This window comes from Variovorax sp. CCNWLW186, assembly GCF_037203865.1.
Classification (GTDB): Bacteria; Pseudomonadota; Gammaproteobacteria; order Burkholderiales; family Burkholderiaceae_C; genus Variovorax.
In genome coordinates this window covers 21,434-46,311 of record NZ_JBBCBO010000009.1, presented here as the reverse complement: position 1 = coordinate 46,311, position 24,878 = coordinate 21,434, and the positions used below count along the sequence as shown (strand labels likewise).

Genomic DNA, 24,878 nt, shown 5'->3' with positions numbered 1-24,878 from the left:
ATTAACGCTTCTTGCCAAGGAACAGCAGCAAAGAATATGCCGGTCGCCCCTGCGAAGGCGGCTATTTTGTCTCGTTAATTCGCCCGTGCATTCCAGGCCTCGCGTTTCTTACGGTTGCTTGCAACCTGGCGGTGCCGGCCCGGTGGCCGGCACTCATTGCGGCGGCTGATCAAGGTGCGCGCAAAGCGTCTGCGGCGGCTTCTGCCTTGTCGCCGGAGGCCTTCGACTTTTCCTGGATCAGCTCGACCTTGTAGCCGTCCGGATCGGTCACGAAAGCGATCACGGTGCTGCCGCCCTTTACCGGGCCGGCCTCGCGCGTGACGTTGCCGCCGGCCGCCTTGATCTTTTCGCAGGCTGCATAGGCATCGGGCACGCCGAGCGCGATGTGGCCGTAGGCCGTGCCGAGTTCGTAGCTTTCGGTGCCCCAGTTGTAGGTGAGCTCGATCTCTGCCTGGTCGGGGTTGCCGTTGCCATAGCCGACGAAGGCGAGGCTGTATTTGTACTCGGGGTTCTCGGAGGTGCGCAGCAGGTTCATGCCCAGCACCTTCGTATAGAAGTCGATGGAACGCTGGAGATTGCCGACGCGCAGCATGGTGTGGAGAAGTCGCATCTCGTGGGTGCCTGTTCGTTGTTGTGGGAAGAATTCGATTGTCGGTTTTACGCGAGCGTGAGCAAGTGCGCCTCGTGCTTCTTCAGGAATTCGCGCAGGTGCTGCGGATACTCCGGCACCACGGCGCTGCGCACGCTGGGCCGCGCGGCCAGTGCCTTGCGCCATGCATTCACCTTGGGCAGCGCATCGAAGATGTGCGAGTCGCTGATCTCGTCGAACACCTCGAAGTAGCGAAAGACGGGCGCGAAGACCGCATCGACCAGGCTGAAGTTTTCGCCCGCGAAGTACGGGCCGGTGCCCAGCGCTGCTTCGACGCGCTCGAACTTGGCGGCGAGCGCCAGGCGCTTCTGCTCGAACACTTCCGCATCGCGCGTGGTCTCGTAGCCCCACAGGTCGCCCAATATGGCCGAGCCGAATTCCATCCACGCGCGGTGCTCGGCGCGGGTGAGCGGGTCTTCAGGATGCAGGCGCGGGCCCGGCTGGGTTTCTTCGAGGTATTCGCAGATCACGTTGCTTTCGAACAGCACCGCTTCGCCGCCGCTTGGCCGCTGAAGGCGCAGCAGCGGAACCTTGCCGAGCGGAGAGATCGCAATGAACCAGTCCGGCTTGTCCGCGAGGTCGATCACCACGCGTTCGAAAGGCACGTTCTTCTCGGCCAGGGCAATGGCTGCGCGCTGCACATAGGGGCACAGCAGGTGGCTGACGAGGGTAAGGGGTTGGGCCATTGGCGTGCTCCGGAAAAATAGGAAGGTGGGAGCGCCGCATTCTTGCGATCCCGAACAACCTTTTCCCGAAAAGCCCATTCGCCGAATGGGCGCCTTGTGCTATTTGGCGGTGTCCAGCCAGTGCGTGATGCGGCCTGCGTGCATCACGCCGATGCGGTCGGCCATGGCATGGGCTTCGGCATCGTTGTGGGTGACCAGGATGGCGGTCTGCCCGGCGCGCTTGAGAATGCCGCGCACCTCCGCCGTCAGGCGTTCGCGCGTGCCGCCATCGAGGTTCGAAAAAGGCTCGTCGAGCAACAGCAGCGCGGGCGAAGGCGCCAGCGCGCGGGCCAGCGCAATGCGTTGCTGCTGGCCGCCCGAGAGCTCGTGCGGAAAGCGTTCACCGGCGTCCGCGAGGCCGACGAGCGAGAGCATTTCGGCCGTGCGCGACTGCTGCTGCACGCGGCCCGCGCGGCGCAAGCCGAAAGCCACGTTCTGGCTTGCCGAGAGGTGAGGAAACAGCGCGTACTCCTGGAACATCATGCCGACGCGCCGCTGCTCGGGCGGCAGGTGCACCTGGGTCGAAGACAGCAGCACGTCGCCGAGCCGGATCGTGCCGGCGCGCACGGGCTCGAAGCCGGCGATGGCCCGCAGCACGGTGGTCTTGCCGCAGCCCGAAGGGCCGAACAGGCAGGCTATTTCGCCTGCGGGCAACGACAGCGAGAAGTCGTTCACCACGGTGTGCAGGCCGCGCGGTGTTTCGTAGGCGAGCTGGATCGACTCGAGGGAAAGAGGGGAACTCATGTTTTGTCCGGACCGGGCAAGGCCGATGGCGTGCCCAGTTGATTGCGTGCCAGCAGCACCACAGGCAGCAGCCCGGCCGCGACGATGGCCAGCGCGGCAATGGCGCCTTCCTCGTACGTGCCGCGGGCGGCCTCGGCATAGAGCCATGTGGCCAGCGTGTCGAAATTGGCGGGACGCAGCAGCAGCGTGGCGGGCAGCTCTTTCATGGCGTCGACAAAGACCAGCAGCGCGCCAGTGGCAATGGCGGGCTGCAGCAGCGGCAGGTGCACACGGCGCAGCGTGCCGCCGGTGGTTTCACCCAGCAGCCGCGAGGCCTGTTCGATGGCCGGCGGAATACGGGCGAGCCCGGCTTCGATGCCACCCACCGGCATGGCGAGAAAACGGATGGCGCAGGCCACCACCAGCACCACACCCGCGCCCATCAGCGGCAGGCCCGCGAGGCCGAACGTGTTTGCCAATGCGGCGTCGAATGCCAGCGCGGGCGTGAGCAGGCCAATGGCGAGCACCGTACCCGGCACGGCGTAGCCCAGCGCGGCCACGCGTGCCTGCCAGCGCGCGCGGTTGGGCCGCGACCCCTGGCTGCGGGCCGCCCATGCCACCACCAGCCCGGCGGCCACGGCGACGACGGTCACGCCCGCGGCCAGTGCCAGCGTGTTGCCGAGGCTGGAGAGCAGGCCTTGCGAAATGCCGCCGCCCTGGCGCAGGCGCTTGCTGCTTTCCCAGACGAGGTAGAGAGCAGGCGCTGCGAATCCGATCATCACCGGCAAGGCGGCGGTGGCGGTGGCCAGCCATGCCGTCCAGCCGTGCAGGCGGCGCGGCTGCATCGGGCGCATGCGCTGCGTCGAGCCAAAGCGTTGATGCCGGCGGCCGTTGCGTTCGAGCCAGACCAGGGCCACCACCACGAACAGCATGGCGCAGGCAATCTGCGCCGCGCCGGCCAGGTCGGAGCGCGTGATCCACGTGGTGTAGACCGCCACGGTGAGCGTGTTCACGCCCAGGAATTCGGAGGCGCCGATGTCGTTGAGCGTTTCGAGCAGCGCAAGGCTCAGCCCCACGGCAAGCGCCGGACGTGCCAGCGGCAGCGCCACGCGAAAGAACGCACCGCGCCGGCTTTCTCCCAGCGTGCGGGCGGCTTCCATCAAGTGGGCCGGCTGCGTCATGAACATCGCGCGCGCCGTCATGTAGACGTACGGGTAGAGCACAAAGCCCAGCACGAAGATTGCACCGGGCATCGAGCGCAGGTCGGGCAGGCGGAACTGGCGCGGGCTGTCGAAGCCCAATGCCCAGCGGATTGCACCCTGCACGGGGCCGATGGGGTGCAGCAGGTCCAGGTAGGCGAAGGCGACGATGTAGGTCGGCATGGCCAGCGGCAGCAGCAGTGCCCAGTGCAGCACGCGGCGCCCCGGAAAGTCGCAGGCCGTGACCAGCCAGGCGCACCCGGTGCCTATCACCAGCACCAGCACCCCGACACCTGCCAGCAGCACGGCCGTATTGAGCGCCGCCTGCGGCAGCACGTGCGCGAACAGCGGCCCCCAGTGCGCCACGCCGGAGCCGAACGCGAGCCAGGCGAGCGTGAGCACCGGCGCAAGCACGCCGACGGCAATTGCAAACGAGGCGCTGCGCCAGAGCGGGCCTGCAGCGTGCAGGCCACTGAAACTCATGCGAATCACAGGCCTTCCATTGCCCCCGCTCCTCGGGGAAACACCGTGGAACCGGCTTTGCCGGGCCACTGGTGTTGCCCCCGGTAGGGGGAGGGAGAAGCGACACGAAGTGCGCGAAGCCTGGGGGCGAGCAACATTACAAGTCGAAGCCGACCTTGTCCACCAGAGCGCTGGCTTGCTTGCGGTACTTGGCAATGTCGGTGAGCGGCAGCGGGTCGACCTTCAGCTCGCCGATGGTCTCGCCGATGATCGGGTCGAGCGCCACGCCCTTGCGCACCGGGTATTCGTAGTTGGCCTGGGCGTACAGCGATTGCGCCGGCTCCGACACCAGGAACTCGAGCAGCTTGACCGCGTTGGCGCGCTGCGGCGAGTTCTTGGCCACGGCCGCGCCGCTGATGTTGACGTGCGTGCCGCCGCTCTTGCCACCCGCGAAGGTCGGGCGGATCACCTTGATGGCGTCGCCCCACTTGCGTGCGTCGGTGCCTTCCTTGGCGCTCTTCATCTGGCCGACGTAGTACGAGTTGGCCAGGCCGATGTCGCAGATGCCGCCGAGGATGTCGCGCGCTACGTCTCGGTCGCCGCCGGTGGCCTTGCGGGCCAGGTTGGCCTTGACGCCGCGCAGCCACTGTTCGGTCTTGGCTTCGCCGTCGTGCGCAATCATCGATGCGATCAGCGCCGTGTTGTAGGGGTGCTGGCCCGCGCGGATGCAGACCTTGCCCTTCCACTTCGGGTTGGCCAGGTCTTCATAGCGGAAGCTGGTGAGCGGCTGGTTCTTGTCGGCGTAGAGCACGCGCGCGCGCAGCGAGAGCGCGAACCACTGCCCATCGGCGCCGCGCAGGTTGGCCGGAATGGCCGATTCGAGCGCGGCCGATTTCACCGGCTGCGTCACGCCGCCGTCCACCAGGTCCATCAGGTTGCCGATGTCCACCGTCATCAGCACGTCGGCCGGCGAGCGTGCGCCTTCGGCCTTGACGCGCTCCAGCAGGCCGTCCTTCACGAACACGGTGTTGACCTTGATGTTGGTCTGCGTGCTGAAGGCCGTGATCAGCGGCTGGATCAACGCGGGTTCACGCGTTGTGTAGAGCGTGAGTTCGTCGTTGGCGGCGAAGGCAGGCAGGGCGGCAGCGGCCAGCCAGGCGGCGGAGACGCCGAGCAATGCGCGGGCGGCGCGGCCTTGAACGCCGAGGCGGTCGGTCATGAAGGATCCTCCAGGTGCAGGGACAGGTTTCGAGAGAAGCATCGTGGCCGCATGGCAACGATGCGAATCATTATCACTGCCATTGAGGCGGTTTTACGTCCTTGCACTTACAAGAAGCACCGGGCCGCGCCGGTTAATCCACCCATTGACAAGCCTGCTGCGGCGTTGCGCGCGTGGTGCGGAAGCGGTTGGCCGGATGCGACGGATCCTCGTAGCCGAACGAGATGCCGCAGACGATCTGGCGGTCGTCCGGAATCTCGAACCAGCGGTGCAGGAACCTCGAGCGCGACGCCACGGCCGCCTGCGCGATGCTGGCCACGCCCAGGCTGCGTGCCGCCAGCATGAAGTTGCCGACATAGGCGCCGCAGTCCAGCGCGCCGTAGGTGCCGAGCCGTGCCTCGGTAGTGACGAGGGCCAGGTGCGGCGCCCCGAAGAACCTGAAGTTCTCCTTGGCCTGCCGCGCCGAAGCCTCGCGATCGCCGCGCGCGATGCCGACGCTTTCGTACAGCTGAAAACCGCATTCGCGGCGGCGCTCCTGGTACACGCCGCGGTATTCCGCCGGAGGCGCGATGTCGAACGCGGCATCGGCCGCGGCTTCGTCGGAATCGAAAACCTGGCGCAGGCGTTCGGTGGCGGCCGCACTGGTGACGATGACTTGCCATGGCTGCGAGTTGCACCACGAGGCGGTGCGCTGCGCCATCTGCAGGATCGTGTCGATGGTTCCGCGCGCGACGGGTTCTGCAAGGTAGGCCCGGCAGCTGTATCTCTCCGAAAGCAGAGTCTTGAAGGCCGGAGCAAGGCCAGGGTCGAGGGGCGTGAGTGGCATGGCGGCGGCCCGGCTTACCGGGGAGAAGGCATTTCGAACACCAGGCAGGTGGTGGTGGCGTGCGCGTACAGCGTCCCGTCCGGTCCGAAAAGCCGAGCCTCGGCGGTGGCCAGTTGCCGGCCGCAATGAATGACCTTGCCCTCGGCGCGAACCCGCTGCACCTTGGGCGTGAGTCCTTTCACGTAGTTCACGCTCAGCTCGGCGGTCGTGTAGGCGCGGCCGACCGGCATCATGGTGTGGACCGAGCAGCCCAGCGCCGAATCGAGCAGCGTGGCAACCCAGCCACCATGGATGGTGCCGAGCGGATTCAGATGCTGCGGTAGCGGAGTGCCCTGGAACACGGCCACGCCGGGGCTCACCGAAAGAAGCGTGAAGTCGAGCGTCTTGGCGATGGCGGCGTAGGGGATTTCGGCGCGCAGCATTGCTTCCATCATCTGCAGCCCGGTCTTGCCGGCGATCTGCTCGGGTCGTGCCAGGCCGGGGCCGGGTCCCGCATCGAGGCGTTGGACGATCTCCGCCTCTTGGGCGATCCAGGCGTCGATGGAATGGGGCTCGGACATGAAATCTCCTTGATGGTTGTAGATGCAATTATTGTAGCTACAATCAAAAAATGAACACCGCTCTGAAGCCCCCTCAGCTGAAGCCCCAGGGATGTACCAATTTCCGCTTGCGGCGGCTCTCCAGGCTGGCGTCTCGCCTCTATGACGCGCACGTTGCGCCCAGCGGGCTCAAGACCACGCAGTATTCACTGCTCTCGCACGTGCTGCATTTCGGGCCGCTGCGTCCGGTCGACCTCGCGCGCGAAATGAACGTCGACGCGTCAACGCTCACGCGCAACCTCAAGCCGATGCTGGCAGCGGGATTCCTGGTGCAAACCGAGGGCCCCGATGCGCGCAGCCGCATGCTGTCGATCACCGACGCAGGCCGCGAGAAGCGGGCCGAGGCGCAGCGCCTGTGGCACAGCGCGCAGCTGGCGCTCAACGACATCCTCGGCACGGAGCGCGTTCTGGCGCTGCATGCCCTTCTCGACGAGAGCCTGGAGTTGCTGCAGCGCGCAGGGCTGGGCGATGGACAGCCGGAAGACGAAACAGGAGCCCGCGATGAATGAAACCTCTGTACGGCGCCATGCGCTCTGGCTCGTGCTGCTGGCGGCCGCGGGCGCTTTCGCGCTCACGATGGGTGTGCGCCAGACGATGGGGCTGTTCCTCTCGGCGCTCAATACCTCGACCGCACTCGGCATCGGCAGCATCAGCCTTGCCTTCGCCTTCGGGCAGCTCTGGTGGGGACTCACGCAGCCCTTCGCGGGCGCGGTGGCCGACCGCATCGGAACCGGGCGGGTGGTGTTCATCGGCGTGCTGCTGGTGGCCGTCGGCACGCTCATCACGCCGCTCATGACGAGCACTGCCGGCCTGATCTTCGCCATTGGCGTGCTTGCGGCCGGCGGCGCCGGCATGGCAGGCCCTTCGGTGCTGATGGCCGCGACCACGCGCCTGGTGCCGGCGAACAAGCGCGGCCTGGCTACCGGCATGGTGAACGCTGGCGGCTCCTTCGGACAGTTCGCGATGGCACCGATCGCAGTCGGCCTGACGGCCGCCGTGGGCTGGGCCGGCGCCATGCAGTGGCTCGGCGTGCTGGTGCTGCTGGCGCTGCCGGCCGCATGGGTGCTCAAGGGCAATTCGAACGCGATGGCCGCGGCGTCGGCGGCCGCGTCGGGCACCAAACCGCTGAGTGCGCGCCAGGCCATCGGCCAGGCGCTCGCGACGCCCAGCTACCGCTACCTGAGCCTGGGTTTCCTGGTTTGCGGCTTTCACGTCGCCTTCCTCGCCACGCACCTGCCCGGCGTCGTCGCGGCCTGCGGGCTGCCGGCGGAAGTCGGCGGCTGGGCGCTCGCGATGATCGGGCTCTTCAACATTGTCGGCAGCCTGGCCATGGGCTGGGCCGTGGGGCGCTGGCGCATGAAGTCGCTGCTGTCGCTGGTCTATGCCACGCGCGGTATCGCCGTGCTGGTGTTCCTGCTGGCGCCGAAGACGACCGCGGTGATGCTGGTGTTTGCCGCCGTGATGGGCGTGACCTTCCTGTCGACCGTGCCGCCGACCGCGGGCCTGGTCGCCAAGATGTTCGGGCCGGCCAACATGGCAATGCTGTTCGGCATCGTGATGCTGGCGCACCAGGTCGGCGGCTTCCTGGGCGCGTTCCTGGGCGGCTACGTCTTCCAGGCCACGGGCAACTACGACATCGTTTGGTACATCGACATCGCGCTCGCCGCCGGAGCCGCGCTGGTGCACTTGCCGATCCGCGAAGCGCGGCCCGTGCGTTCGAAGCTGGCGGCCGCATGAGCGCGCACCGCGTGCAAGGCACAGGGGTCGATGAATGAACCAGGAACTCGATCCGCGCACGCGGCGGCTGCTCGAAGCGCCCATCGTGCCGACGCTGCTGCGGCTGGCCGCGCCCAATGTGCTCGTGATGGTGGCGCAGGCTTCCGTCGGGCTCATCGAAACCTACTTCGTCGGCAAGCTGGGCACCGATGCACTCGCAGGCATGGCGCTGGTGTTTCCCATCGTCATGCTGATGCAGATGACGTCGAGCGGCGCGATGGGCGGCGGCATTGCCTCGTCCATTGCACGCGCTCTGGGAGCGCGCCGCCGCGATGATGCCGACGCGCTGGTGTGGCACGCGGTGGTCATCGCCATCGGCTTCGGCTTGCTCTTCTCGCTCGCGCTGCTGGCCGGCGGGCGCTGGCTCTACGGGATCATGGGCGGCACCGGTGCCGCGCTGGAGGCAGCGCTGACGTACTCGAACTGGGTGTTTGCGGGCGCGGTGCTGGTGTGGCTCTTCAACTCGCTGTCGGCCATCATCCGCGGCACCGGCAACATGGCGGTGCCGGCGAACGTGACGGTGGCTGGCGTTGCGTTTCTCATTCCCGCATCGCCGTTGCTGATCTTCGGCTGGGGTCCGCTGCCGGGCATGGGCATTGCGGGCGGCGCAATGGCGCTGCTGCTGTACTACCTGCTGGGCTCGGTGGCGCTCATCGTCTACCTGCGCTCGCCGCGCAGCCTGCTGCGCCCGACGCTTGCCGCGCTGAAGCTGCGCTGGCCGCTGTTCCGCAACATCCTGGGCATCGGGTTGGTGGGTGCGGTGTCCACGGTGGCAACCAATCTGTCGATCGGCATTGCCACTGCACTGACCGGCCATTTCGGTTCAGGCGCACTGGCAGGCTACGGAACCGCATCGCGGCTTGAATATTTGCTGGTGCCGCTGGTGTTCGGACTTGGCGCGCCTCTGGTCGCGATGGTGGGCACCTGCATGGGCGCCGGCCAGCGCGAACGCGCGCTGCGCGCCACATGGGCTGGTGCCGCGCTGGCTTTTGCGCTGACCGAAACCATCGGCCTGGCCGCGGCACTGTTTCCGCGCCCCTGGCTGCTGCTGTTCGGCAATGACCCCGCCATGCTCGAAACCGGCGCGCACTACTTGCGCGTGGTGGGGCCGCTCTACGGCTTCTTCGGTGTGGGCCTGGTGCTGTACTTTGCTTCGCAGGGAGCAGGTCGCCTGCTGTGGCCCGTGCTCGGCAACATCGCGCGGCTCGCCGTGGCCGGCATCGGCGGATGGCTCGCATTGCGCTGGGGCGGCGGGCTGACCGGCGTGTTCGCTGCGCAAGGCGTGGCGCTGGTGGTGTACGGCATCGTCATCGCGTCGGCAATTGCAGGCGGCGCATGGTTCGGCCGTGTCGGCTGGCCACGTTCACCTGCAAACCTGCTGCGGCGCGTGGCGGCGCAAGCCTGAGCCGGCTTCGGCTCGGGCAAGGCCTGGCGCGCGAAATCAGTAGCGGTAGGGATTGTTGGGCCGGCGGTCGTAGCGGTTGGGAACGCCGTCACCATCGTAGTCCCTGCGGCCGTAGCGGCGCTCTTCCCAATGGCGATGCCGGCGGTGCTCGTAGCGGTCGTGTCCATGGTGGTAGCCCGGACCGTAATAGGGCCGCGGGGGCGGCGGAGCGTAGTAGTGATGGCGCGGCGGTGGCGGCGCGGGCACGACATACACCTGGGCCTGAATGAAGCGGCCGCCGGTCTGGGCTTGGGCCGGAGCGCTGAGGGCGGTCAGCGAAAGCAGGGCAGCGGCGCTGATTGCGAAGATGAGCTTTTTCATGGCAACTCCAATGGAGTGGTTGGAAGCCCTATCGTCGGGCTTCCATGTGAACGCTGTGTAAGGCTCGCGCGAAATCCGATAAAGAGCTGTAAGCCGCTGCGCAGCCGTTCCGCCATCCTAGGCGCCCTGTGCCGCGGCCGGAACCGGCCGAACGGACGTCAGCCGTGTGGCGGAGGCAGCATGCGCCGGAGCGCCTCGAAGAACAGGTCGGACTGCTCGCGTTCGCCCTGGATTTGCGCGGCTGCGTGGGCGGCCATCTCGGGGTCGACAGGAACCAGCGGGCGACCGGTCGATTGCGCAATCACCTGGTGCAGGCTTGCGCGTTCGAGGTAGTAGAGATCGTCGTAGGCGTGCGCAATGGTGGCGCCCGCCACGACCACGCCGTGGTTCGCGAGAAAGGCCACGTCTTTTCCCACCATGGCGCGTGCGATGCGCTCGCCCTCGGCATCGTCGAGCGCGAGCCCGTTGTACACCGCGTCGACCGCGATGCGGTTCATGTAGCGCATGGCGTTCTGGCTCAGCGTGGGATCGAGCGCGCGATCGACCGTGAGCGTGAGCGCGGTCGCGTAGGGCATGTGGCAGTGCAGCACGACGGCGTGGCCGGTAATGCGGTGCACCGCGCCGTGGATGAAGAGGGCGGTCGGTTCCACCCGGTGGCGGCCGGCAAGCACCTCGCCGTGCACGTCGATCAGAACGATGTCGTCGGGCCCGATCTCGCTCCAGTGCAGGCCGCGAGGGTTGATCAGGTAGCGGTCTTGCGCGCCCGGGGGCATCACGCTGAAATGGTTGCAGACCCCTTCGGACAGGCCGTGGTGTGCGGCTGCGCGCAATGCGAGCGCAAGGTCTTCGCGCAACTTGCGCACGGCGGGGCTGGCGTAGTCTGAATCTGCGGACATCGACGGGGCCTCGTGGATGTGGTTGAACGAAAAAAGTGTGCTTCAGGCGTGGATTGCGCCCGCATAGGCCGCGACGAACCTCTGGGCATCGGCGCGCACCGCCGAGGCTTGCTTGCCCGGCTTGTAGAGCGCGGAGCCGATGCCGAAGCCGGACGCACCGGCCGCCCGCCACTCGGCCATGTTGGCCGGCGTGATGCCGCCTACGGGCATCAGCGGCGTGCCGGCGGGCAACACCGCAAGCAGCGCCTTCACCACAGCGGGCGATGCCAGCTCGGCCGGAAACAGCTTGAGCCCGGTCGCGCCCGCCGCCAGTGCGCCGAAGGCTTCGGTCGGCGTCATCACGCCGGGCAGGCAGACCATGCCGAGCCGCACCGCTTCGGCGATGACTTCGGCGTTGAAGTTGGGCGACACGATGAGCTCGCCGCCGGCCGAATGCACATAGCGCACCTGCTGCGCATCGAGCACCGTGCCGGCGCCCACGAGCGCTTGCGGAAAGCGCGTGCGCATCAGCGTGATGCTGGCGTAGGGCTTGGGCGAATTGAGCGGCACTTCGAGCAGCCGGAAGCCCGATTCGACGATCGCGTCGCCCACATCGGCGGCCTCGGGCGGCGTGAGCCCGCGCAAGATGGCGACCAGCGGCAGCTCGCGCATCGCGGCGTCGAATTTTTCTTGGGGAGTGGTCATGAGGGCGTTCTGCCTGCGTCGAGAAAGCCGGACAGCGCATGCAGTCCGGCCCAGGTGGCTTCGGCGCCGAGCGTGCGGGTGGCGGTGCCGGTGGCGCTCAGCGCAAGTGTGTAGCGTTGGGTGAGTGCAGGGGAGCCGATCAGCACCACTTCGCCGAAAGCATGCAGCGACTGTGTGCGCAGCTCTTCGCCGATCAGAAGGCCCGAGAGATAACTCGCGAGTTCCTGCGTGGGCATGCGTTCGAACAGCGCCAGCGTGCGTGCGCCGAAAGCGTTGTGCAGCAAGCCCTGGCCGTTGTCGGCGCGGGTAACGCCTTGCACGAAAGCGGCTTCGTCGAGCGGTGCATCGAGGGCAAGCGTGCGCGCAAGAATCGAATGCTGGCTCAGCAGCGCATAGAACTCGCCGGTCATGAAGGTGCGAAAGCCCGTGACGCGGCCCTTCTTGACCGTGGCCCACTTGTTGTGGGTTCCCGGCAGAACGAAGACGCCTTCGTCGACATCCATCAATGCCATGGCGCCGAAGATCTGCACTTCTTCGCCGCGCATGACATCGGGAACGCCGTCGTGCTCGTCGCTGAGGCCCGGCACGATGGCAATGCGCGAACCCGGCCGCGCATCGATGTCGATGATCTTGCGGCCCACTTCGACGCGGCCTGCGGGGCAGGCGCAATACGGCGCCTCGACCCAGCCCTGCTTGCTGCCGGCCATGCCGGAGATCAGGCAGCGTGTGCCTTCTGGCTGCATCCAGTCGCCGAACAGCTCATCGAACACCGCAGGAAAGCCGCCCGCGGGCACCTTGAGAATGCCGCGGGTATCGCTGCGCTCTTCGAGCACCTTGCCGCCCGCATCGATCAATGCGCCGCGCAGGGAGCTCGTGCCCCAGTCGATGGCTACCAGTCTTGTCATCCTAGTGATTGTCGCGCGGCACAAAGCTTCCGCGGCGGCCACGCAGGAAGGCCAGGTCGGCCCCCTGGTCGGCCTGCAGCACCGTGTCGACATAGAGCTTCCAGTAGCCCGAATCGAGCGGCGCCTTGGGCGCGACCCATTTTTCGAGCCGCTTGGCCAGTTCTTCGTCGCTCACGTGCAGGTGCAGCTTGCGGTTGGGCACGTCGAGCTCGACGATGTCACCGTCCTGCACCAGCGCGAGCGGGCCGCCCGCGGCGGCTTCGGGCGACGTGTGCAGAACCACCGTGCCGTAGGCCGTGCCGCTCATGCGCGCATCGCTGATGCGGACCATGTCGGTAATGCCCTTGCGCAGCACCTTCGGCGGCAGCGGCATGTTGCCCGACTCCGCCATGCCCGGGTAGCCGCGCGGACCGCAGTTCTTCAGCACCATGACGCAGTGCTCGTCGATGTCGAGGTTCTCGTCGTCGATGCGCTTGTGCAGGTCGTCGGCGTTCTCGAACACCACCGCGCGGCCCTTGTGCACCAGCAGTTCGGGCGTGGCGGCGCTCGGCTTGATGATGGCGCCGTTGGGCGCGAGGTTGCCGCGCAGCACGCAGATGCCGGCCTTGTCCTTGAAGGGCTCTGCCAGCGGACGGATCACCTGCGGGTTGTAGTTTTCGGCGTCCTTCACGTTGTCCCACAGCGTCTGGCCGTTGGCGGTGATGGCGTCCTTGTGCAGGTGCTCCGCAATTTCCTTGATGACCACCGGCAGGCCGCCCGCGTAGCAGAAGTCTTCCATGAGAAAGCGGCCGGAAGGTTGCAGGTCGACCAGGCAGGGCAACTCGGAAGCCAACCGGTCGAAGTCGTCGAGCGAAAGATCGACGCCGATGCGGCCGGCAATGGCCAGCAGGTGAATCACCAGGTTGGTCGAGCCGCCGATGGCCGCATTGACCTTGATGGCGTTCTCGATGGCCTGGCGCGTGAGGATCTTCGACATGTTGAGGTCTTCATGCACCATGTCGACGATGCGGCGGCCGGCCATGCGCGCCAGCACGTTGCGGCGGCCGTCGACCGCCGGATAAGCCGCATTGCCCGGCAGGCCGATGCCGAGCGATTCGACCATGCAGGCCATGGTGCTTGCGGTGCCCATGGTCATGCAGTGGCCGTGGCTGCGGTGCATGCAGCTTTCGGCTTCGAAGAAGTCTTTGAGCTTGAGCGTGCCGGCGCGCACCTGCTCGCTCATTTGCCACACGCCGGTGCCCGAGCCCAGTTCCTGGCCGCGCCATTTGCCCGAGAGCATGGGGCCGCCCGAGACACCGATGGTCGGCAGGTCGACGCTGGCCGCGCCCATCATGAGCGCGGGCGTGGTCTTGTCGCAGCCCATGAGCAGCACCACGCCGTCGAGCGGGTTGCCGCGAATGCTTTCTTCCACGTCCATGCTCGCAAGGTTGCGGTACAGCATGGCCGTGGGGCGCAGCAGCGTTTCGCCGAGCGACATGACCGGAAACTCGACGGGAAAACCGCCTGCCTCGTACACGCCGATCTTCACTTGCTCGGCAAGCGTGCGGAAGTGCGAATTGCAGGGCGTGAGTTCGCTGAAGGTGTTGCAAATGCCGATGACCGGACGCCCGTCGAACTGGTCGTGCGGCACACCCTTGCCCTTCATCCAGCTTCGATAGATGAAGCCGTCGCGGTCATTGCGGCCGAACCATTGCTGGCTGCGCAGGTCTTCGGGATTTTTCTTCTTCGGCGGGGTGGTCATCGCTTGTCTCCGGTAACTGGAAGTGTGCCGGCAGGTCAGGGTTTTTCCTGCCGAAATGCGTTTTCAATCATCATATGATAAGCGTGAGACGCTGTCACGGCGTTCAGGGTTTTCGAGTGGCTGGCGGTGTGCGCGGCCGGTCATTAACGCCAAGAAGCAAGAGCAAGAAAACCCAACAAAGACAAACAACAGGCACGCATGATCAAGAACGTTCACGGCAATACCGTCGACCGCATCGGAAGCGACATCGTCGCTGGCCGCTATGCGCCTGGCGCGTCCATTCCGCCGGAACCTCTTCTGTGCGAGGAACTCGGCGTCAGCCGCACCGTGATTCGCGAATCGATCAAGTCGCTGATTGCCAAGGGGCTTGTCACCAGCGGGCCCAAGGTCGGCACGCGTGTGCAGCCGGCGGACCAGTGGAACTGGTTCGATGCCGACGTGATCGTCTGGCAGACCGAGGCGGGCCTGTCGGCCGAGTTTTTGCGCGACCTGCAAGACCTGCGCCGCGTGGTCGAGCCCGCTGCCGTAGGGCTGGCCGCTCTGCGCGCCACGGCCGAAGACATCGCCGACATGGAGGAAGCCTACGCGGGCATGAAGCGCGCCATCGAGTTCGGCGGCGACTACATCACGCCCGACCTGCGTTTTCATCAAGGGCTCATCCGCTCCAGCCACAACCGCATGCTGGTGCAGATGAGCCGCGCGCTGGGCGCGCTGCTGCGCACGAGCTTCGAAATATCGACCAGCCGCAAGAACGGGCCCGCCAGTTCGCTGCCGCTGCATCGCGCGGTGCTCGACGCCGTGATTGCGCGAGACTCCGCACGCGCCGAAAAAGCCGTGCTGGTGCTGATCGACGGTGCGCGCCACGACATCGAGCAGGTGCTCGCCTCGCGCAAGAAGCTCCCGCGCATCAGCCGTCCGGCCACCAGGCTCAAGGCGTTTCCGCTCTAGCGAGCAAAAGATTCATAACAACAGCAGAAGCAAAAAGGAGATGGACTCATGAATAGGGTGATCGACGGATTTTTCCGTGTGCTGGAATTCCTGGTAGTGGTGTGCATGGTGGCCATGGTCGTCATGGTGTTCGGTAACGTGGTGCTTCGCTACGGCTTCAACTCGGGCATCTCCGTGTCCGACGAGATGTCGCGCTACTGCTTCATCTGGCTCACCTACATCGGTGCCATGGTGGCAATGCGCGAAGGCGCGCACCTGGGCGTCGACACGCTCATCAAGCGGCTGCCGCTGGGCGGCAAGAAGTTCTGCTTCTTCATGAGCCAGTCGCTCATGCTGTTCTGCAACGTGCTGTTCCTCATGGGCACTTATGAAATGCACGAGCTGCAGGTCACCAACATATCCCCCGTTGTCGGCATCTCGATGATCTGGATCTACGGCATCGGCTACGTGGTTGCCGTGGTCATGGGCATCTTCAATATCGAAAAGCTGTGGCGGCTGTTCCGCGGAAGGGTCCCTGAGCAGGAGTTGATTCAAGTCATGGAATCCGAAGAGCAAGTGCTCGAAGTGTCCGCACACGGCAAGGTGGCGCAATGACAGTCACCATCTTCATCGTGTCGCTGCTCGGTGCCATGGCGCTGGGTATTCCAATTTCGTATTCGCTGCTGGTGTGCGGCGTGTCGCTGATGGGCTGGCTGGCCTACACCGGTGGCCTGCCGGCGTTCGACAGCCAGATCATTGCGCAGCGCTTCGTCGACGGCGCCGACAACTTCCCGCTGCTCGCCGTACCGTTCTTCCTTCTGGCGGGCGAATTCATGAACGCCGGGGGGCTGAGCCGTCGCATCGTCAACCTGGCGATGGCGTGGGTCGGTCACTACCGGGGCGGCATGGGCTACGTGGCGGTGCTGGCGGCCATCATCATGGCGTCGCTGTCGGGCTCTGCCGTGGCCGACACGGCCGCGCTGGCCGCACTGCTGATTCCCATGATGAAGGCAGCCGGCTACCGGCTCGATCGCTCGGCCGGCCTGATTGCCGCGGGCGGCATCATCGCGCCGGTCATTCCGCCGTCGATCGGCCTCATCGTGTTCGGTGTGGCCGGCAACGTGTCGATCACCAAGCTGTTCCTGGCCGGCATCGTGCCGGGCATCCTGATGGGCGTCGCCGTGGGCATCGCCTGGTGGATCGTCGCCAAGAAGGAGGACGTGAAGTCCGCGCCGCGCGTGGGCTGGGGCGAACGGCTCAAGGTCACGGCGCAGGGCAGCCTGGCGCTGGCGCTGCCCCTCATCATCATCGGCGGCATGAAGTTCGGCATCTTCACTCCGACCGAAGCGGCGGTGGTGGCGGCGGTCTATTCGCTGATCGTCGGCCTTTTCGTCTACGGCGAGCTCAAGTTCAAGGACCTGTACCGGCTCACGCTGGCCGCCGGCAAGACGACCGCCGTGGTGATGTTCCTCGTGGCGGCCGCGATGGTGAGCGCGTGGCTCATCACGGTGGCCAACATCCCGGGCGAAGTGGTGTCGCTGCTCGAGCCGTTCCTGGACAACAAGGTCTTGCTGATGTTCGTGATGATGGTGCTCATCGTCATCGTGGGCACCGCGCTCGACTTCACGCCCACCGTGCTGATTCTTACGCCGGTGCTGATGCCGGTGGTGCTCAAGGCCGGGATCGATCCGGTGTACTTCGGCGTGCTGTTCATCATGAACAACGCCATCGGCCTCATTACGCCGCCGGTGGGCACGGTGCTCAACGTGGTGAGCGGCGTGGCGCGCATCTCGATGGACGACGCCTTCAAGGGCGTGATGCCGTTCTTCATCGCTCACCTGGTCGTGTTGTTCACGCTGGTGTTCTTCCCTCAGATCGTGACCGTTCCGCTCCAGTGGTGGATGGGTCGCTAGTTGCTTTTTTCGTCAGTTCATTCAACCTCAATCGAAGGAGACAAACCATGTTGTTCCGCAGAACCCTGATGACCGCCGCCCTCGTGGCCGGCGGCCTGCTGGCATCGACCGGTGCCATTGCGCAATTTGCCGAGCGCACCATCAAGTTCACCAATGGCGTGAACGAAGACCACCCGGTGGGCGTGGGCGTCAAGAAGATGCAAGAGGTGCTGGCCGCCAAGACCGGCGGCAAGATGAAGATCGTCGCCTTCTGGGGCGGCGCCGCGGGCGGCGACCTGCCGGCCACGCAGGCGCTCCGCGCCGGCACGCAAGAGATGGTGTGCACCTCCAGCTCGCCGCTGGTCGGCATTGTGAAGGAACTCGGCGCGTTCGACCTGCCGTTCCTGTTTGCGAACGAGAAAGAGGCCGATGCGGTGCTCGACGGCCCAGCCGGTGAATACTTCAACAAGAAGCTCGAAGCCGCGGGCCTGGTGAACCTGGCCTACTGGGAGAACGGCTTCCGCAACCTGACCAACAGCAAGAAGCCGGTAGCCAAGCCCGAGGACTTCGAAGGCGTGAAGCTGCGCGTGATGCAGAACAACATCTTCCTGGACTCGTTCAAGACGCTGGGCGCCAACGCCGTGCCCATGGCCTTTGGCGAAGTGTTCACTGCACTTGAAACCCGCACCATCGACGGCCAGGAAAACCCGTTCGTGACCATCGAGACCTCGAAGTTCAGCGAAGTGCAGAAGTACCTGAGCGTGACGCGCCATGCCTACACGCCTTTCCTCATTCTCTACAGCAAGAAGCTGTGGGACCAGCTCAACCCGCAAGAGCAGGCCGTGCTGCGCGAAGCCGCCAAGGAAGGCCAGAAGGTCCAGCGCGAAGCCAATCGCGCGCTCAACGAGAAGGCGCTTGCCAACCTGCGCAAGACCATGACGGTGAACGACGTGTCGCCGGCCGAGCAGAAGCGCATGCTGGACAAGGTGAAGCCCGTGTACGACAAGAACGTGCCCAACATCGGCGCCGAAGCCGTGGGCGTGGTGACCGACGCGCTGAAGAAGGCGCGCGGCGGCTGATCGATTCCTGACGTGGTATCGGGGCCGCGCAGCGCAAGCTGCCGCGGCCCTTTTTCTTGTGGAGTTTCAAAAATTGAAGATCACCGAAGTCGAAACCATCCGCCTGGGCGAGTTTCCCAACATCGTGTGGGTGCGCCTGCACACCGACGAGGGCCTGGTCGGCCTTGGCGAAACCTTCATGGGCGCCGAGGCGGTCGAAGCCTATCTGCATGAATGGGCGGCGCTCAAGCTGCTCGGTACCGATCCGCTGCAGATCGAGGCGCGCAACCGCGACATCACCGGTTACCTGGGCTGGCGCGGGTCGGGCGTGGAAACGCGCGGCAACTCGGCCGTCGACATTGCGCTGTGGGACTTGTTCGGCAAGGCCGCCAACATGCCGGTGCACACCGCCCTGGGCGGCAAGAGCCGCGATGCGATCCGTATCTACAACACCTGTGCCGGCTACCAGTACATCCGCAGCGCCACCAACCAGACCAGCTCCAACTGGGGCCTGGCCAACAACAACGGGCCCTACGAAGACCTGCAGGGCTTCCTGAATCATGCCGACGAACTGGCCGAATCGCTGCTGTCCGAAGGCATCACGGCCATGAAGATCTGGCCCTTCGACCCGGCCGCGGAAAAGAGCCACGGCCAGTACATCAGCAATGCCGATCTCGACACCGCACTGGAGCCATTCCGAAAGATCCGCAACGCCGTCGGCAGCAAGATGGACATCATGGTCGAGTTCCACAGCCTGTGGCGCCTGCCGATGGCTCAAAAGATCGCCCGTGCGCTGAAGGAGTTCGACACCTTCTGGCACGAAGACGCGATCCGCATGGACAGCCTCGACCTGCTCAAGCAGTACGCGAAGGATTGCGATGCGCTCATCTGCGCGAGCGAGACGCTCAGCTACAAGTGGGGCTTCAAGGACTACCTGCAGACCGGCGTGGCCGGCGTGGCCATGCTCGACCTGAGCTGGTGCGGCGGCCTTACCGAAGCGCGCAAGATCGCAGCCATGGCCGATGCCTGGCAACTGCCGGTGGCGCCGCACGATTGCACCGGCCCCGTGGTCTGGGCCGCGTCGACGCACCTGAGCCTGCATGCGCCGAACGCGCTCATCCAGGAGAGCGTGCGCGCCTTCTTCACCGGCTGGTACAAGGAGCTCGTTACCGAGCTGCCAAAGGTCGAGAACGGAATGATCAGCCTGAACGACAAGCCCGGGCTCGGCCTGGAACTGCTGCCAGACCTGCACAAGCGGGCCGACGCGATGGTGCGGGTTTCGAAGCTCTGAGCTTCGTTGCGGCCGACGCTCAATCGGTGCGCAGCCTCAGCAGCGCCCGCACAAAACCGTGGTCCGAGCGTGAACGGTCGCGCCCTTCGTGCAGGTGGTCGTTGAAATAATCGACCCGGCGCACGTCGCCCAGGCTGCGCCGGCTGGCCGCAACGAACTCCTCGCTCACGAAGATCTGGTCGAGCACCGCCGGAAAGCCCTGGTGGATGTGCGAATAGGCCACGTCTTTCTTGAGCGCCGATTCGCCCTGCATCTCGTAGGCGTTGAATAGCGCCACGTCGCGGGCGGCCTTGTCGTAAGCCACATCGGAAGTGGCGGCCACCAGTTGCGTGGTCACGCTGTGCGGCTCGTCGTTGAAGTCGCCCATCACCACCAGCGGCGTGTCCGTGCCCTGCAGCAGGTCGATCACGATGCAGCGCAGGGCAGCCGCTTCAACGCCGCGCATGACGAGCGAGCGCAGCGAAGCCATGGCGCCCACCTTGCGGTCTTCCCGGTCCTCGAGGTGGTTGCCTTGTGCGTCCTGCAAAAACTTCGGACGCTTGGATTTGAGGTGCGCCGTGAGCACGTGAACCTGCTGCCCATGCTTCATGCGCAGCGTGACCAGGAAGGGCGGGCGCTCGAAGCGCGTGTGCGGGCCCAAGCCGGGCACATCGACGCCGAAGCCGGCCGGAAAGTCGACGAAGGACTGCGCATGGTCCACCTGCAGCCGCGTGGCAATGCCGACCCGCGGCGTGCCTTGTGCACCGTTGTGCGGCGGCGTGTTCTCGGCGCCCGGTACCGAAACGAAGTCATAACGCAGGCCGCTGCGCCCGATGGCAGCCTTCAGCGCGCTCTCGTCCCAGACCTCCTGCACCGCCAGTACATCGGCATTCAGCGCGTGAAAGCGCTCGCCGATCCAGCCGATCTTGCGGTCGTATTCGCGCTCGTCGTAGGCGTCCTGGTTCTCGTAGTACACGCGGTGCGGGTTCGCGAGATTCAGCAGGTTGCAGGTCGCAACGAAGAGGGTGGCGTAGTTGGGCGGTATGTACTGCATGGCTTCGGATTGTGTCGGGCCCGCATGCCGCGCGGCGCGACGCCTTTGGTATTAACGGGAGAAAACACGATCAATGGTGCTTTGTTGCGCAGCTGACAAAAGGCGCGAGAAATGTGCAGAATTTGCGTTCTTGCAACGTTTGTGTCGACACTTGTAAAACGACAATCCAGCGCTGCATCAAATTCCGAACGGGGAGGAAATAGACATGAAGATTCGATCGACCTGCGCCATCTTGCTGGCGTGCATCGCACTTGCCGCCTGCCGGTCCGCCCCTTTGTACGAGCCGAGCCGGCGCGCGCTGGTTGCGGCGGAAGAAGACGAGGAGCGCACTGTCGTCGGCCAGCCGGTGCCCGGCACGGCCTTCGCCCAACTGCGGCCCAGCATGAGCTACGCCGAAGTCATCAGGATCGCGGGCAAGCCCAACGCCGAGACCGTCAGGAACACGGGCAAAGCCTGGATTCCCACCTACAACGGCACCGACCGCTGGCGTCACTACCTGGCCTACAAGGGGCAGGGCGTGCTCGTCTTCGCCGGCACGGCGGGCGGAGAAATCGCCGAGATTTCGCGCACCAGGAATTACACGCCGGACGTGCTGATCCAGATCGTGCACAACCCGGCCGACAGCGGAAAGCTCTGAGCGACCCGGAAAAAACAAAGGGCACCGAGGTGCCCTTGTTCAATTGCGAGGCAGGTGTTCTACCCGCGGTTCCGCTTAACGGCCGAACGAGCGGCCGCCGCCGCCACCGCCGGAGCGGTTGCCGCCACCGCCGCCGCCGTAGCCGCCACCACCCGAGCGGCCACCGCCGCCCGAACGGTTGCCGCCGTAGCCGCCACCACCGCCACCGCCGCCTGAACGGCCGCCGCGACCGCGGCCGCCACCCATGTGGTCGACGCTCGTGCGCAACGGATCCGGCTGGCCGTCGCCACCCGCGACCGCTTCGGCGCGCAGGTGCGCAACCTGGTTGGCTTGCGTCGGGCTGTGGCTGTTGCCGTGATGGCGCGGTTGGCGCTCGTCATGCGGCAGGTGATTCTGTTGATGATGCTGGGGCGCGTGGTGCGGTGCGCGCGCCGGGCCTTGCGGTCCGCGGCCTTGTGCCGGGCGAGCGCCCTGGCCGCGCGGGCCTTGGCCTTGGCCGCCGCCATTGGCGTTGCGGTCTTGACCGCCGCCACCTTGGCCGCCGCCGCGGCGTTGACCGCCGCCGTTGCCGCCACCACCACCGGCGCGTTCGCCGCCACCCTGGCCGGCCTTGTTCTCGCGGATGCGTTGCAGCATTTCGGTGCGGGCGGCCTTGGCGGCTGCCTGCATCACATCGCGGCTTGGCGGACGGCCTGCGCCGCCCCAGATCGTCTGGCGGCCCATGGCGATGGGCTCGGCGCGTTCGCCGTCTTCAGGGCCGAAGCCTTCGATGAACTGCACCGGAATCGTCTGCTTGGTGAAGCGTTCGATTTCCTGCATGAAGCCTTCTTCGTCCAGGCAGACAAAGCTCACGGCCTCGCCGCTCGAACCGGCGCGGCCGGTGCGGCCGATGCGGTGCACGTAGTCTTCGCTGACGTTCGGGATTTCGTAGTTGACGACGTGCGGCAGCTCGTCGATGTCGATTCCGCGGGCCGCAATGTCGGTGGCCACCAGCGCGCGGATGTCGCCGCTCTTGAAGCCGGCCAGCGCCTGCGTGCGTGCGCTCTGGCTCTTGTTGCCGTGCAGCGCCATCGCCTCGATGCCGTTCTTGGTCAGGAACTCGGCCACGCTGTTGGCGCCGAACTTGGTGCGCGTGAACACGAGCACCTGGCTCCACTTGTTCTCGTTGATGATGTGCGCGAGCAGCGCCTTCTTCTTGCCGCGGCCCACAGGGTGGATCACCTGGGTGATGCGCTGCACGGTGGTGTTGCGCGGCGTGACCTGGATGCTTTGCGGGTTCTTGAGCAGCGTGGCGGCCAAGTCGCGGATTTCGTCGCTGAAGGTGGCCGAGAACAGCAGGCTCTGCTTTTCCCGGGGCACCAGCGCGAGAATTTTCTTCACGTCGTGGATGAAGCCCATGTCGAGCATGCGGTCGGCTTCGTCGAGGATCAGCATCTGCACCTGGCTCAGGTCGAGCATGCCTTGCTGCTGCAGGTCGAGCAGGCGGCCGGGGGTGGCCACGAGAATGTCGACACCCTTCTTGAGCTTGCTGATCTGCGGGTTCATGCCCACGCCGCCGAAGATCACGGTGGAGTCGAGCTCCAGGTACTTGCCGTAGGTGCGGACCGACTCTTCGACCTGGGCCGCGAGTTCGCGCGTGGGGGTGAGCACCAGGGCACGAATGCCGATGCCGCCGAACTTGTTGGTGGCGCTGGCGCCCATGCTGAGCTTGTGCAGCATCGGCAGCGTGAAGGCGGCCGTCTTGCCGGTGCCGGTCTGGGCGCCGCCCAGAAGGTCGTGGCCTTCGAGAACCGCGGGAATGGCTTGCGCCTGGATGGGGGTGGGGGTGTCGTAACCGTGCTCGTGCACAGCCTTCAAGATGGCGGGGGCCAGCTTCAGTTCATCAAAATTCATTGGAAACAATAAGCGCCATACACGGCGCAGTGGCATCGGCCCGCTAGGCGTCTTTTGGTAACGCCGAGCCAGTCAAGGCAGATGAAGGTCAGGGGTGGGAGCCGGAAAGTCCGCCCTCGCAAAAGGGTTGGAAAGGTCTTTCTTCGTCCCCGGCAGAGAGCCGGTGTTGCGGGCAACTGGACCCGGCAACGGTGCTTATTGTCGCATGAGTCGATAATCTATGGTTTGCCGCGTCCGAAAGCTTCTTCTGGCGCCCGCACTTTTCCCCCAATTTCCGCTACCCAAGGTAACTATCCACAGATGGCCCAATACGTCTATTCGATGAACCGTGTCAGCAAGACCGTGCCGCCCAAGCGGCAGCTCTTGAAAGACATTTCGCTCTCCTTCTTCCCCGGCGCCAAGATCGGCGTGCTCGGCCTGAACGGCTCGGGCAAGTCCACGCTGCTCAAGATCATGGCGGGCGTGGACAAGGAGTTCGAGGGCGAGGCGCTGCCCATGCCGGGCATGACGATCGGCTATCTGGAGCAGGAACCCAAGCTCAACCCCGAGCACACCGTGCGCGAATCGGTCGAGGAGTCCATGGGCGCGGTGTTTGCCGCCAAGGCGCGCCTCGAAGAGGTGTACATCGCCTATGGTGCCGAAGACGCCGACTTCGACGCGCTGGCGGCCGAGCAGGCCCAGCTCGAAGCCATCATCGCCACTGCCGGCACCGATTCCGAGCATCAACTGGAAATCGCCGCTGACGCATTACGCCTTCCGCCGTGGGACGCAAAGATCGGCTTGCTGTCAGGCGGCGAAAAGCGGCGCGTGGCGCTGTGCCGCCTCTTGCTGTCCAAGCCCGACATGCTGCTGCTCGACGAGCCGACCAACCACTTGGACGCCGAATCGGTGGAGTGGCTCGAAGTGTTTTTGCAGCGCTTCACGGGCACCGTGGTGGCCATTACCCACGATCGCTACTTCCTCGACAACGCAGCCGAGTGGATCCTGGAAATGGACCGCGGCCGTGGTATTCCCTGGAAGGGCAACTACAGCACCTGGCTCGAGCAGAAGGGCGAACGCCTGGCGCAGGAGCAGAAGAGCGAAGAAGCCCACGCCAAGGCGCTGAAGAAGGAACTCGAGTGGTCGCGCCAGAACCCGAAGGCACGCCAGGCCAAGAGCAAATCCCGCCTGGCCCGCTTCGAAGAGCTGAGCGACATGGAATACCAGAAGCGCAACGAGACGCAGGAAATCTTCATTCCTGTGGCGGAGCGGCTGGGCCAGCAGGTGTTCGAGTTCCACAACGTCAGCAAGTCCTTCGGCGACCGCATGCTGATCGACAACCTGAGCTTCACCGTGCCGCCGGGCGCCATCGTCGGCATCATCGGCCCGAACGGCGCCGGCAAGTCGACGCTCTTCAAGCTGCTCGCGGGCAAGGAGAAGCCGGATTCGGGCGAGGTCATCATCGGCCAGACCGTGAAGATGGCCTTCGTCGACCAGCACCGCGACGAGCTGGCGTCCGAAAAGACCGTGTGGGAAGACATCTCGAACGGCCTGGACATCATCAATGTCGGCAAGTTCCAGATGGCGAGCCGCGCGTATGCGGGCCGCTTCAACTTCAACGGCGCCGACCAGCAGAAGAAGGTCGGCACGCTGTCGGGCGGTGAACGCGGCCGCCTGCACCTGGCCAAGACTCTGATCGCGGGCGGCAACGTGCTGCTGCTTGACGAACCGTCGAACGACCTGGACGTGGAAACCCTGCGTGCCCTGGAAGATGCACTGCTCGAGTTCGCCGGCACCGTGATGGTCATCAGCCACGATCGCTGGTTCCTCGACCGCATCGCCACGCACATCCTCGCGGCAGAAGGCGACAGCCAATGGACCTTCTTCAACGGCAACTACCAGGAGTACGAAGCCGACAAGAAGAAGCGTCTTGGCGAAGAAGGCGCCAAGCCCAAGCGCATGCGCTACAAGGCGCTCAAGTAACGCTGCCGCGGTACTT

24 protein-coding genes are annotated in these 24,878 nt (G+C 65.6%); 10 read left to right on the top strand and 14 right to left on the bottom strand.

All coding sequences use genetic code 11. From position 1 onward, the window contains the following. Positions 1-169: 169 nt before the first annotated feature. The 7 genes from gloA to V9K97_RS13040 all read right to left on the bottom strand — a co-directional run bounded on the left by gloA (position 170) and on the right by V9K97_RS13040 (position 6,363). On the bottom strand, positions 170-610 hold the full coding sequence (gene gloA / locus V9K97_RS13070) for a lactoylglutathione lyase (RefSeq protein ID WP_337318504.1): 441 nt from the start codon (positions 608-610) through the stop codon (positions 170-172). Positions 611-657: 47 nt separating this feature from the next. Beyond that, positions 658-1,335: a glutathione S-transferase family protein gene (locus V9K97_RS13065; protein ID WP_337318501.1), complete on the bottom strand. Its 678-nt coding sequence runs from the start codon at positions 1,333-1,335 to the stop codon at positions 658-660. Between the two features lie 99 nt (positions 1,336-1,434). Next, positions 1,435-2,118, bottom strand: coding sequence for an ABC transporter ATP-binding protein (locus tag V9K97_RS13060; protein ID WP_337296768.1), 684 nt, complete (start codon positions 2,116-2,118; stop codon positions 1,435-1,437). Then, the gene (locus V9K97_RS13055; protein ID WP_337318499.1) at positions 2,115-3,779 is read right to left on the bottom strand and encodes an ABC transporter permease; all 1,665 of its coding nucleotides are present in this window, start codon (positions 3,777-3,779) and stop codon (positions 2,115-2,117) included. The genes V9K97_RS13060 and V9K97_RS13055 overlap by 4 nt, the downstream gene beginning before the upstream one ends. A 136-nt stretch (positions 3,780-3,915) precedes the next feature. Beyond that, on the bottom strand, positions 3,916-4,977 hold the full coding sequence (locus V9K97_RS13050) for a Fe(3+) ABC transporter substrate-binding protein (RefSeq protein ID WP_337318497.1): 1,062 nt from the start codon (positions 4,975-4,977) through the stop codon (positions 3,916-3,918). 133 nt (positions 4,978-5,110) lie between these two features. Further along, positions 5,111-5,803, bottom strand: a complete 693-nt coding sequence (locus tag V9K97_RS13045; RefSeq protein WP_337318495.1) for a nitroreductase — start codon at positions 5,801-5,803, stop codon at positions 5,111-5,113. A gap of 14 nt (positions 5,804-5,817) precedes the next feature. Then, positions 5,818-6,363, bottom strand: a complete 546-nt coding sequence (locus V9K97_RS13040) for a PaaI family thioesterase (RefSeq protein WP_126746212.1) — start codon at positions 6,361-6,363, stop codon at positions 5,818-5,820. A 50-nt stretch (positions 6,364-6,413) separates the two neighbouring features. Between V9K97_RS13040 and V9K97_RS13035 the strand changes: the two genes are divergently transcribed. From V9K97_RS13035 to V9K97_RS13025, 3 genes are read left to right on the top strand one after another with little or no spacing between them, the layout of a single operon-like run. Next, positions 6,414-6,911, top strand: a complete 498-nt coding sequence (locus tag V9K97_RS13035; protein WP_337318492.1) for a MarR family winged helix-turn-helix transcriptional regulator — start codon at positions 6,414-6,416, stop codon at positions 6,909-6,911. Next, positions 6,904-8,139: an MFS transporter gene (locus V9K97_RS13030; RefSeq protein ID WP_337318489.1), complete on the top strand. Its 1,236-nt coding sequence runs from the start codon at positions 6,904-6,906 to the stop codon at positions 8,137-8,139. The genes V9K97_RS13035 and V9K97_RS13030 overlap by 8 nt, the downstream gene beginning before the upstream one ends. 34 nt (positions 8,140-8,173) lie before the next feature. Further along, complete coding sequence (locus V9K97_RS13025) at positions 8,174-9,583, top strand: MATE family efflux transporter (RefSeq protein WP_337318487.1); 1,410 nt, start codon at positions 8,174-8,176, stop codon at positions 9,581-9,583. Between the two features lie 36 nt (positions 9,584-9,619). Here V9K97_RS13025 and V9K97_RS13020 read toward each other — a convergent pair whose 3' ends face one another. The 5 genes from V9K97_RS13020 to V9K97_RS13000 all read right to left on the bottom strand — a co-directional run bounded on the left by V9K97_RS13020 (position 9,620) and on the right by V9K97_RS13000 (position 14,169). Beyond that, entirely contained in the window at positions 9,620-9,943 is a 324-nt protein-coding gene (locus V9K97_RS13020) for a hypothetical protein (protein WP_126746208.1), read from the bottom strand. Positions 9,944-10,101: 158 nt separating this feature from the next. Further along, complete coding sequence (locus V9K97_RS13015; protein WP_443303265.1) at positions 10,102-10,839, bottom strand: aldolase; 738 nt, start codon at positions 10,837-10,839, stop codon at positions 10,102-10,104. Between the two features lie 42 nt (positions 10,840-10,881). Beyond that, positions 10,882-11,523, bottom strand: coding sequence for a 2-dehydro-3-deoxy-6-phosphogalactonate aldolase (locus tag V9K97_RS13010; protein ID WP_337318484.1), 642 nt, complete (start codon positions 11,521-11,523; stop codon positions 10,882-10,884). Then, the gene (locus tag V9K97_RS13005; RefSeq protein WP_337318483.1) at positions 11,520-12,428 is read right to left on the bottom strand and encodes a 2-dehydro-3-deoxygalactonokinase; all 909 of its coding nucleotides are present in this window, start codon (positions 12,426-12,428) and stop codon (positions 11,520-11,522) included. Before V9K97_RS13005 ends, V9K97_RS13010 begins: the two co-directional genes overlap by 4 nt. A gap of 1 nt (position 12,429) precedes the next feature. Continuing rightward, positions 12,430-14,169 carry an IlvD/Edd family dehydratase gene (locus tag V9K97_RS13000; RefSeq protein ID WP_258501538.1) on the bottom strand — a complete coding sequence of 580 codons (1,740 nt, stop codon included), beginning with the start codon at positions 14,167-14,169 and terminating at the stop codon, positions 12,430-12,432. Positions 14,170-14,367: 198 nt separating this feature from the next. On the opposite strand from V9K97_RS13000, the gene V9K97_RS12995 reads away from it, so the two are divergent. From V9K97_RS12995 to V9K97_RS12975, 5 genes are all read left to right on the top strand, one after another. After that, on the top strand, positions 14,368-15,117 hold the full coding sequence (locus tag V9K97_RS12995; RefSeq protein WP_126746203.1) for a FadR/GntR family transcriptional regulator: 750 nt from the start codon (positions 14,368-14,370) through the stop codon (positions 15,115-15,117). 48 nt (positions 15,118-15,165) lie between these two features. After that, the gene (locus V9K97_RS12990; protein ID WP_258501537.1) at positions 15,166-15,711 is read left to right on the top strand and encodes a TRAP transporter small permease; all 546 of its coding nucleotides are present in this window, start codon (positions 15,166-15,168) and stop codon (positions 15,709-15,711) included. After that, positions 15,708-17,009 carry a TRAP transporter large permease gene (locus V9K97_RS12985; protein ID WP_258501534.1) on the top strand — a complete coding sequence of 434 codons (1,302 nt, stop codon included), beginning with the start codon at positions 15,708-15,710 and terminating at the stop codon, positions 17,007-17,009. Before V9K97_RS12990 ends, V9K97_RS12985 begins: the two co-directional genes overlap by 4 nt. 47 nt (positions 17,010-17,056) lie before the next feature. Then, positions 17,057-18,067 (top strand): TRAP transporter substrate-binding protein, encoded by a 1,011-nt coding sequence (locus V9K97_RS12980; RefSeq protein ID WP_258501533.1) that lies wholly within the window; start codon positions 17,057-17,059, stop codon positions 18,065-18,067. Positions 18,068-18,140: 73 nt separating this feature from the next. After that, complete coding sequence (locus tag V9K97_RS12975; protein ID WP_337296757.1) at positions 18,141-19,337, top strand: mandelate racemase/muconate lactonizing enzyme family protein; 1,197 nt, start codon at positions 18,141-18,143, stop codon at positions 19,335-19,337. A gap of 19 nt (positions 19,338-19,356) precedes the next feature. On the opposite strand, the gene V9K97_RS12970 is transcribed toward V9K97_RS12975, so the two are convergent. Beyond that, entirely contained in the window at positions 19,357-20,370 is a 1,014-nt protein-coding gene (locus tag V9K97_RS12970; RefSeq protein WP_258501532.1) for an endonuclease/exonuclease/phosphatase family protein, read from the bottom strand. A 205-nt stretch (positions 20,371-20,575) separates the two neighbouring features. On the opposite strand from V9K97_RS12970, the gene V9K97_RS12965 reads away from it, so the two are divergent. Continuing rightward, positions 20,576-21,007 (top strand): hypothetical protein, encoded by a 432-nt coding sequence (locus V9K97_RS12965; RefSeq protein WP_337296755.1) that lies wholly within the window; start codon positions 20,576-20,578, stop codon positions 21,005-21,007. A 75-nt stretch (positions 21,008-21,082) separates the two neighbouring features. Here the strand turns inward: V9K97_RS12965 and V9K97_RS12960 are convergent, their stop codons facing one another. Beyond that, on the bottom strand, positions 21,083-22,900 hold the full coding sequence (locus tag V9K97_RS12960) for a DEAD/DEAH box helicase (protein ID WP_337318481.1): 1,818 nt from the start codon (positions 22,898-22,900) through the stop codon (positions 21,083-21,085). Positions 22,901-23,200: 300 nt separating this feature from the next. Here V9K97_RS12960 and ettA point away from each other — a divergent pair, with 300 nt between their 5' ends. Next, positions 23,201-24,862, top strand: coding sequence for an energy-dependent translational throttle protein EttA (gene ettA, locus V9K97_RS12955; protein ID WP_126746195.1), 1,662 nt, complete (start codon positions 23,201-23,203; stop codon positions 24,860-24,862). Positions 24,863-24,878: the final 16 nt, after the last annotated feature.

Excerpts from the sequence above, each read along its gene's own strand:
- ettA (WP_126746195.1), top strand. The coding sequence starts at position 23,201 with ATGGCCCAATACGTCTATTCGATGAACCGTGTCAGCAAGACCGTGCCG.
- V9K97_RS12995 (WP_126746203.1), top strand. The coding sequence starts at position 14,368 with ATGATCAAGAACGTTCACGGCAATACCGTCGACCGCATCGGAAGCGAC.
- V9K97_RS13000 (WP_258501538.1), bottom strand. The coding sequence starts at position 14,169 with ATGACCACCCCGCCGAAGAAGAAAAATCCCGAAGACCTGCGCAGCCAG.
- V9K97_RS13005 (WP_337318483.1), bottom strand. The coding sequence starts at position 12,428 with ATGACAAGACTGGTAGCCATCGACTGGGGCACGAGCTCCCTGCGCGGC.
- V9K97_RS13010 (WP_337318484.1), bottom strand. The coding sequence starts at position 11,523 with ATGACCACTCCCCAAGAAAAATTCGACGCCGCGATGCGCGAGCTGCCG.
- V9K97_RS13020 (WP_126746208.1), bottom strand. The coding sequence starts at position 9,943 with ATGAAAAAGCTCATCTTCGCAATCAGCGCCGCTGCCCTGCTTTCGCTG.
- V9K97_RS13065 (WP_337318501.1), bottom strand. The coding sequence starts at position 1,335 with ATGGCCCAACCCCTTACCCTCGTCAGCCACCTGCTGTGCCCCTATGTG.
- V9K97_RS13040 (WP_126746212.1), bottom strand. The coding sequence starts at position 6,363 with ATGTCCGAGCCCCATTCCATCGACGCCTGGATCGCCCAAGAGGCGGAG.
- V9K97_RS13025 (WP_337318487.1), top strand. The coding sequence starts at position 8,174 with ATGAACCAGGAACTCGATCCGCGCACGCGGCGGCTGCTCGAAGCGCCC.
- V9K97_RS12960 (WP_337318481.1), bottom strand. The coding sequence starts at position 22,900 with ATGAATTTTGATGAACTGAAGCTGGCCCCCGCCATCTTGAAGGCTGTG.
- V9K97_RS12985 (WP_258501534.1), top strand. The coding sequence starts at position 15,708 with ATGACAGTCACCATCTTCATCGTGTCGCTGCTCGGTGCCATGGCGCTG.
- V9K97_RS13060 (WP_337296768.1), bottom strand. The coding sequence starts at position 2,118 with ATGAGTTCCCCTCTTTCCCTCGAGTCGATCCAGCTCGCCTACGAAACA.
- V9K97_RS13055 (WP_337318499.1), bottom strand. The coding sequence starts at position 3,779 with ATGAGTTTCAGTGGCCTGCACGCTGCAGGCCCGCTCTGGCGCAGCGCC.
- V9K97_RS13045 (WP_337318495.1), bottom strand. The coding sequence starts at position 5,803 with ATGCCACTCACGCCCCTCGACCCTGGCCTTGCTCCGGCCTTCAAGACT.
- V9K97_RS12965 (WP_337296755.1), top strand. The coding sequence starts at position 20,576 with ATGAAGATTCGATCGACCTGCGCCATCTTGCTGGCGTGCATCGCACTT.
- V9K97_RS12970 (WP_258501532.1), bottom strand. The coding sequence starts at position 20,370 with ATGCAGTACATACCGCCCAACTACGCCACCCTCTTCGTTGCGACCTGC.
- V9K97_RS13015 (WP_443303265.1), bottom strand. The coding sequence starts at position 10,839 with ATGTCCGCAGATTCAGACTACGCCAGCCCCGCCGTGCGCAAGTTGCGC.
- V9K97_RS12990 (WP_258501537.1), top strand. The coding sequence starts at position 15,166 with ATGAATAGGGTGATCGACGGATTTTTCCGTGTGCTGGAATTCCTGGTA.
- V9K97_RS13050 (WP_337318497.1), bottom strand. The coding sequence starts at position 4,977 with ATGACCGACCGCCTCGGCGTTCAAGGCCGCGCCGCCCGCGCATTGCTC.
- gloA (WP_337318504.1), bottom strand. The coding sequence starts at position 610 with ATGCGACTTCTCCACACCATGCTGCGCGTCGGCAATCTCCAGCGTTCC.
- V9K97_RS13030 (WP_337318489.1), top strand. The coding sequence starts at position 6,904 with ATGAATGAAACCTCTGTACGGCGCCATGCGCTCTGGCTCGTGCTGCTG.
- V9K97_RS12980 (WP_258501533.1), top strand. The coding sequence starts at position 17,057 with ATGTTGTTCCGCAGAACCCTGATGACCGCCGCCCTCGTGGCCGGCGGC.
- V9K97_RS13035 (WP_337318492.1), top strand. The coding sequence starts at position 6,414 with ATGAACACCGCTCTGAAGCCCCCTCAGCTGAAGCCCCAGGGATGTACC.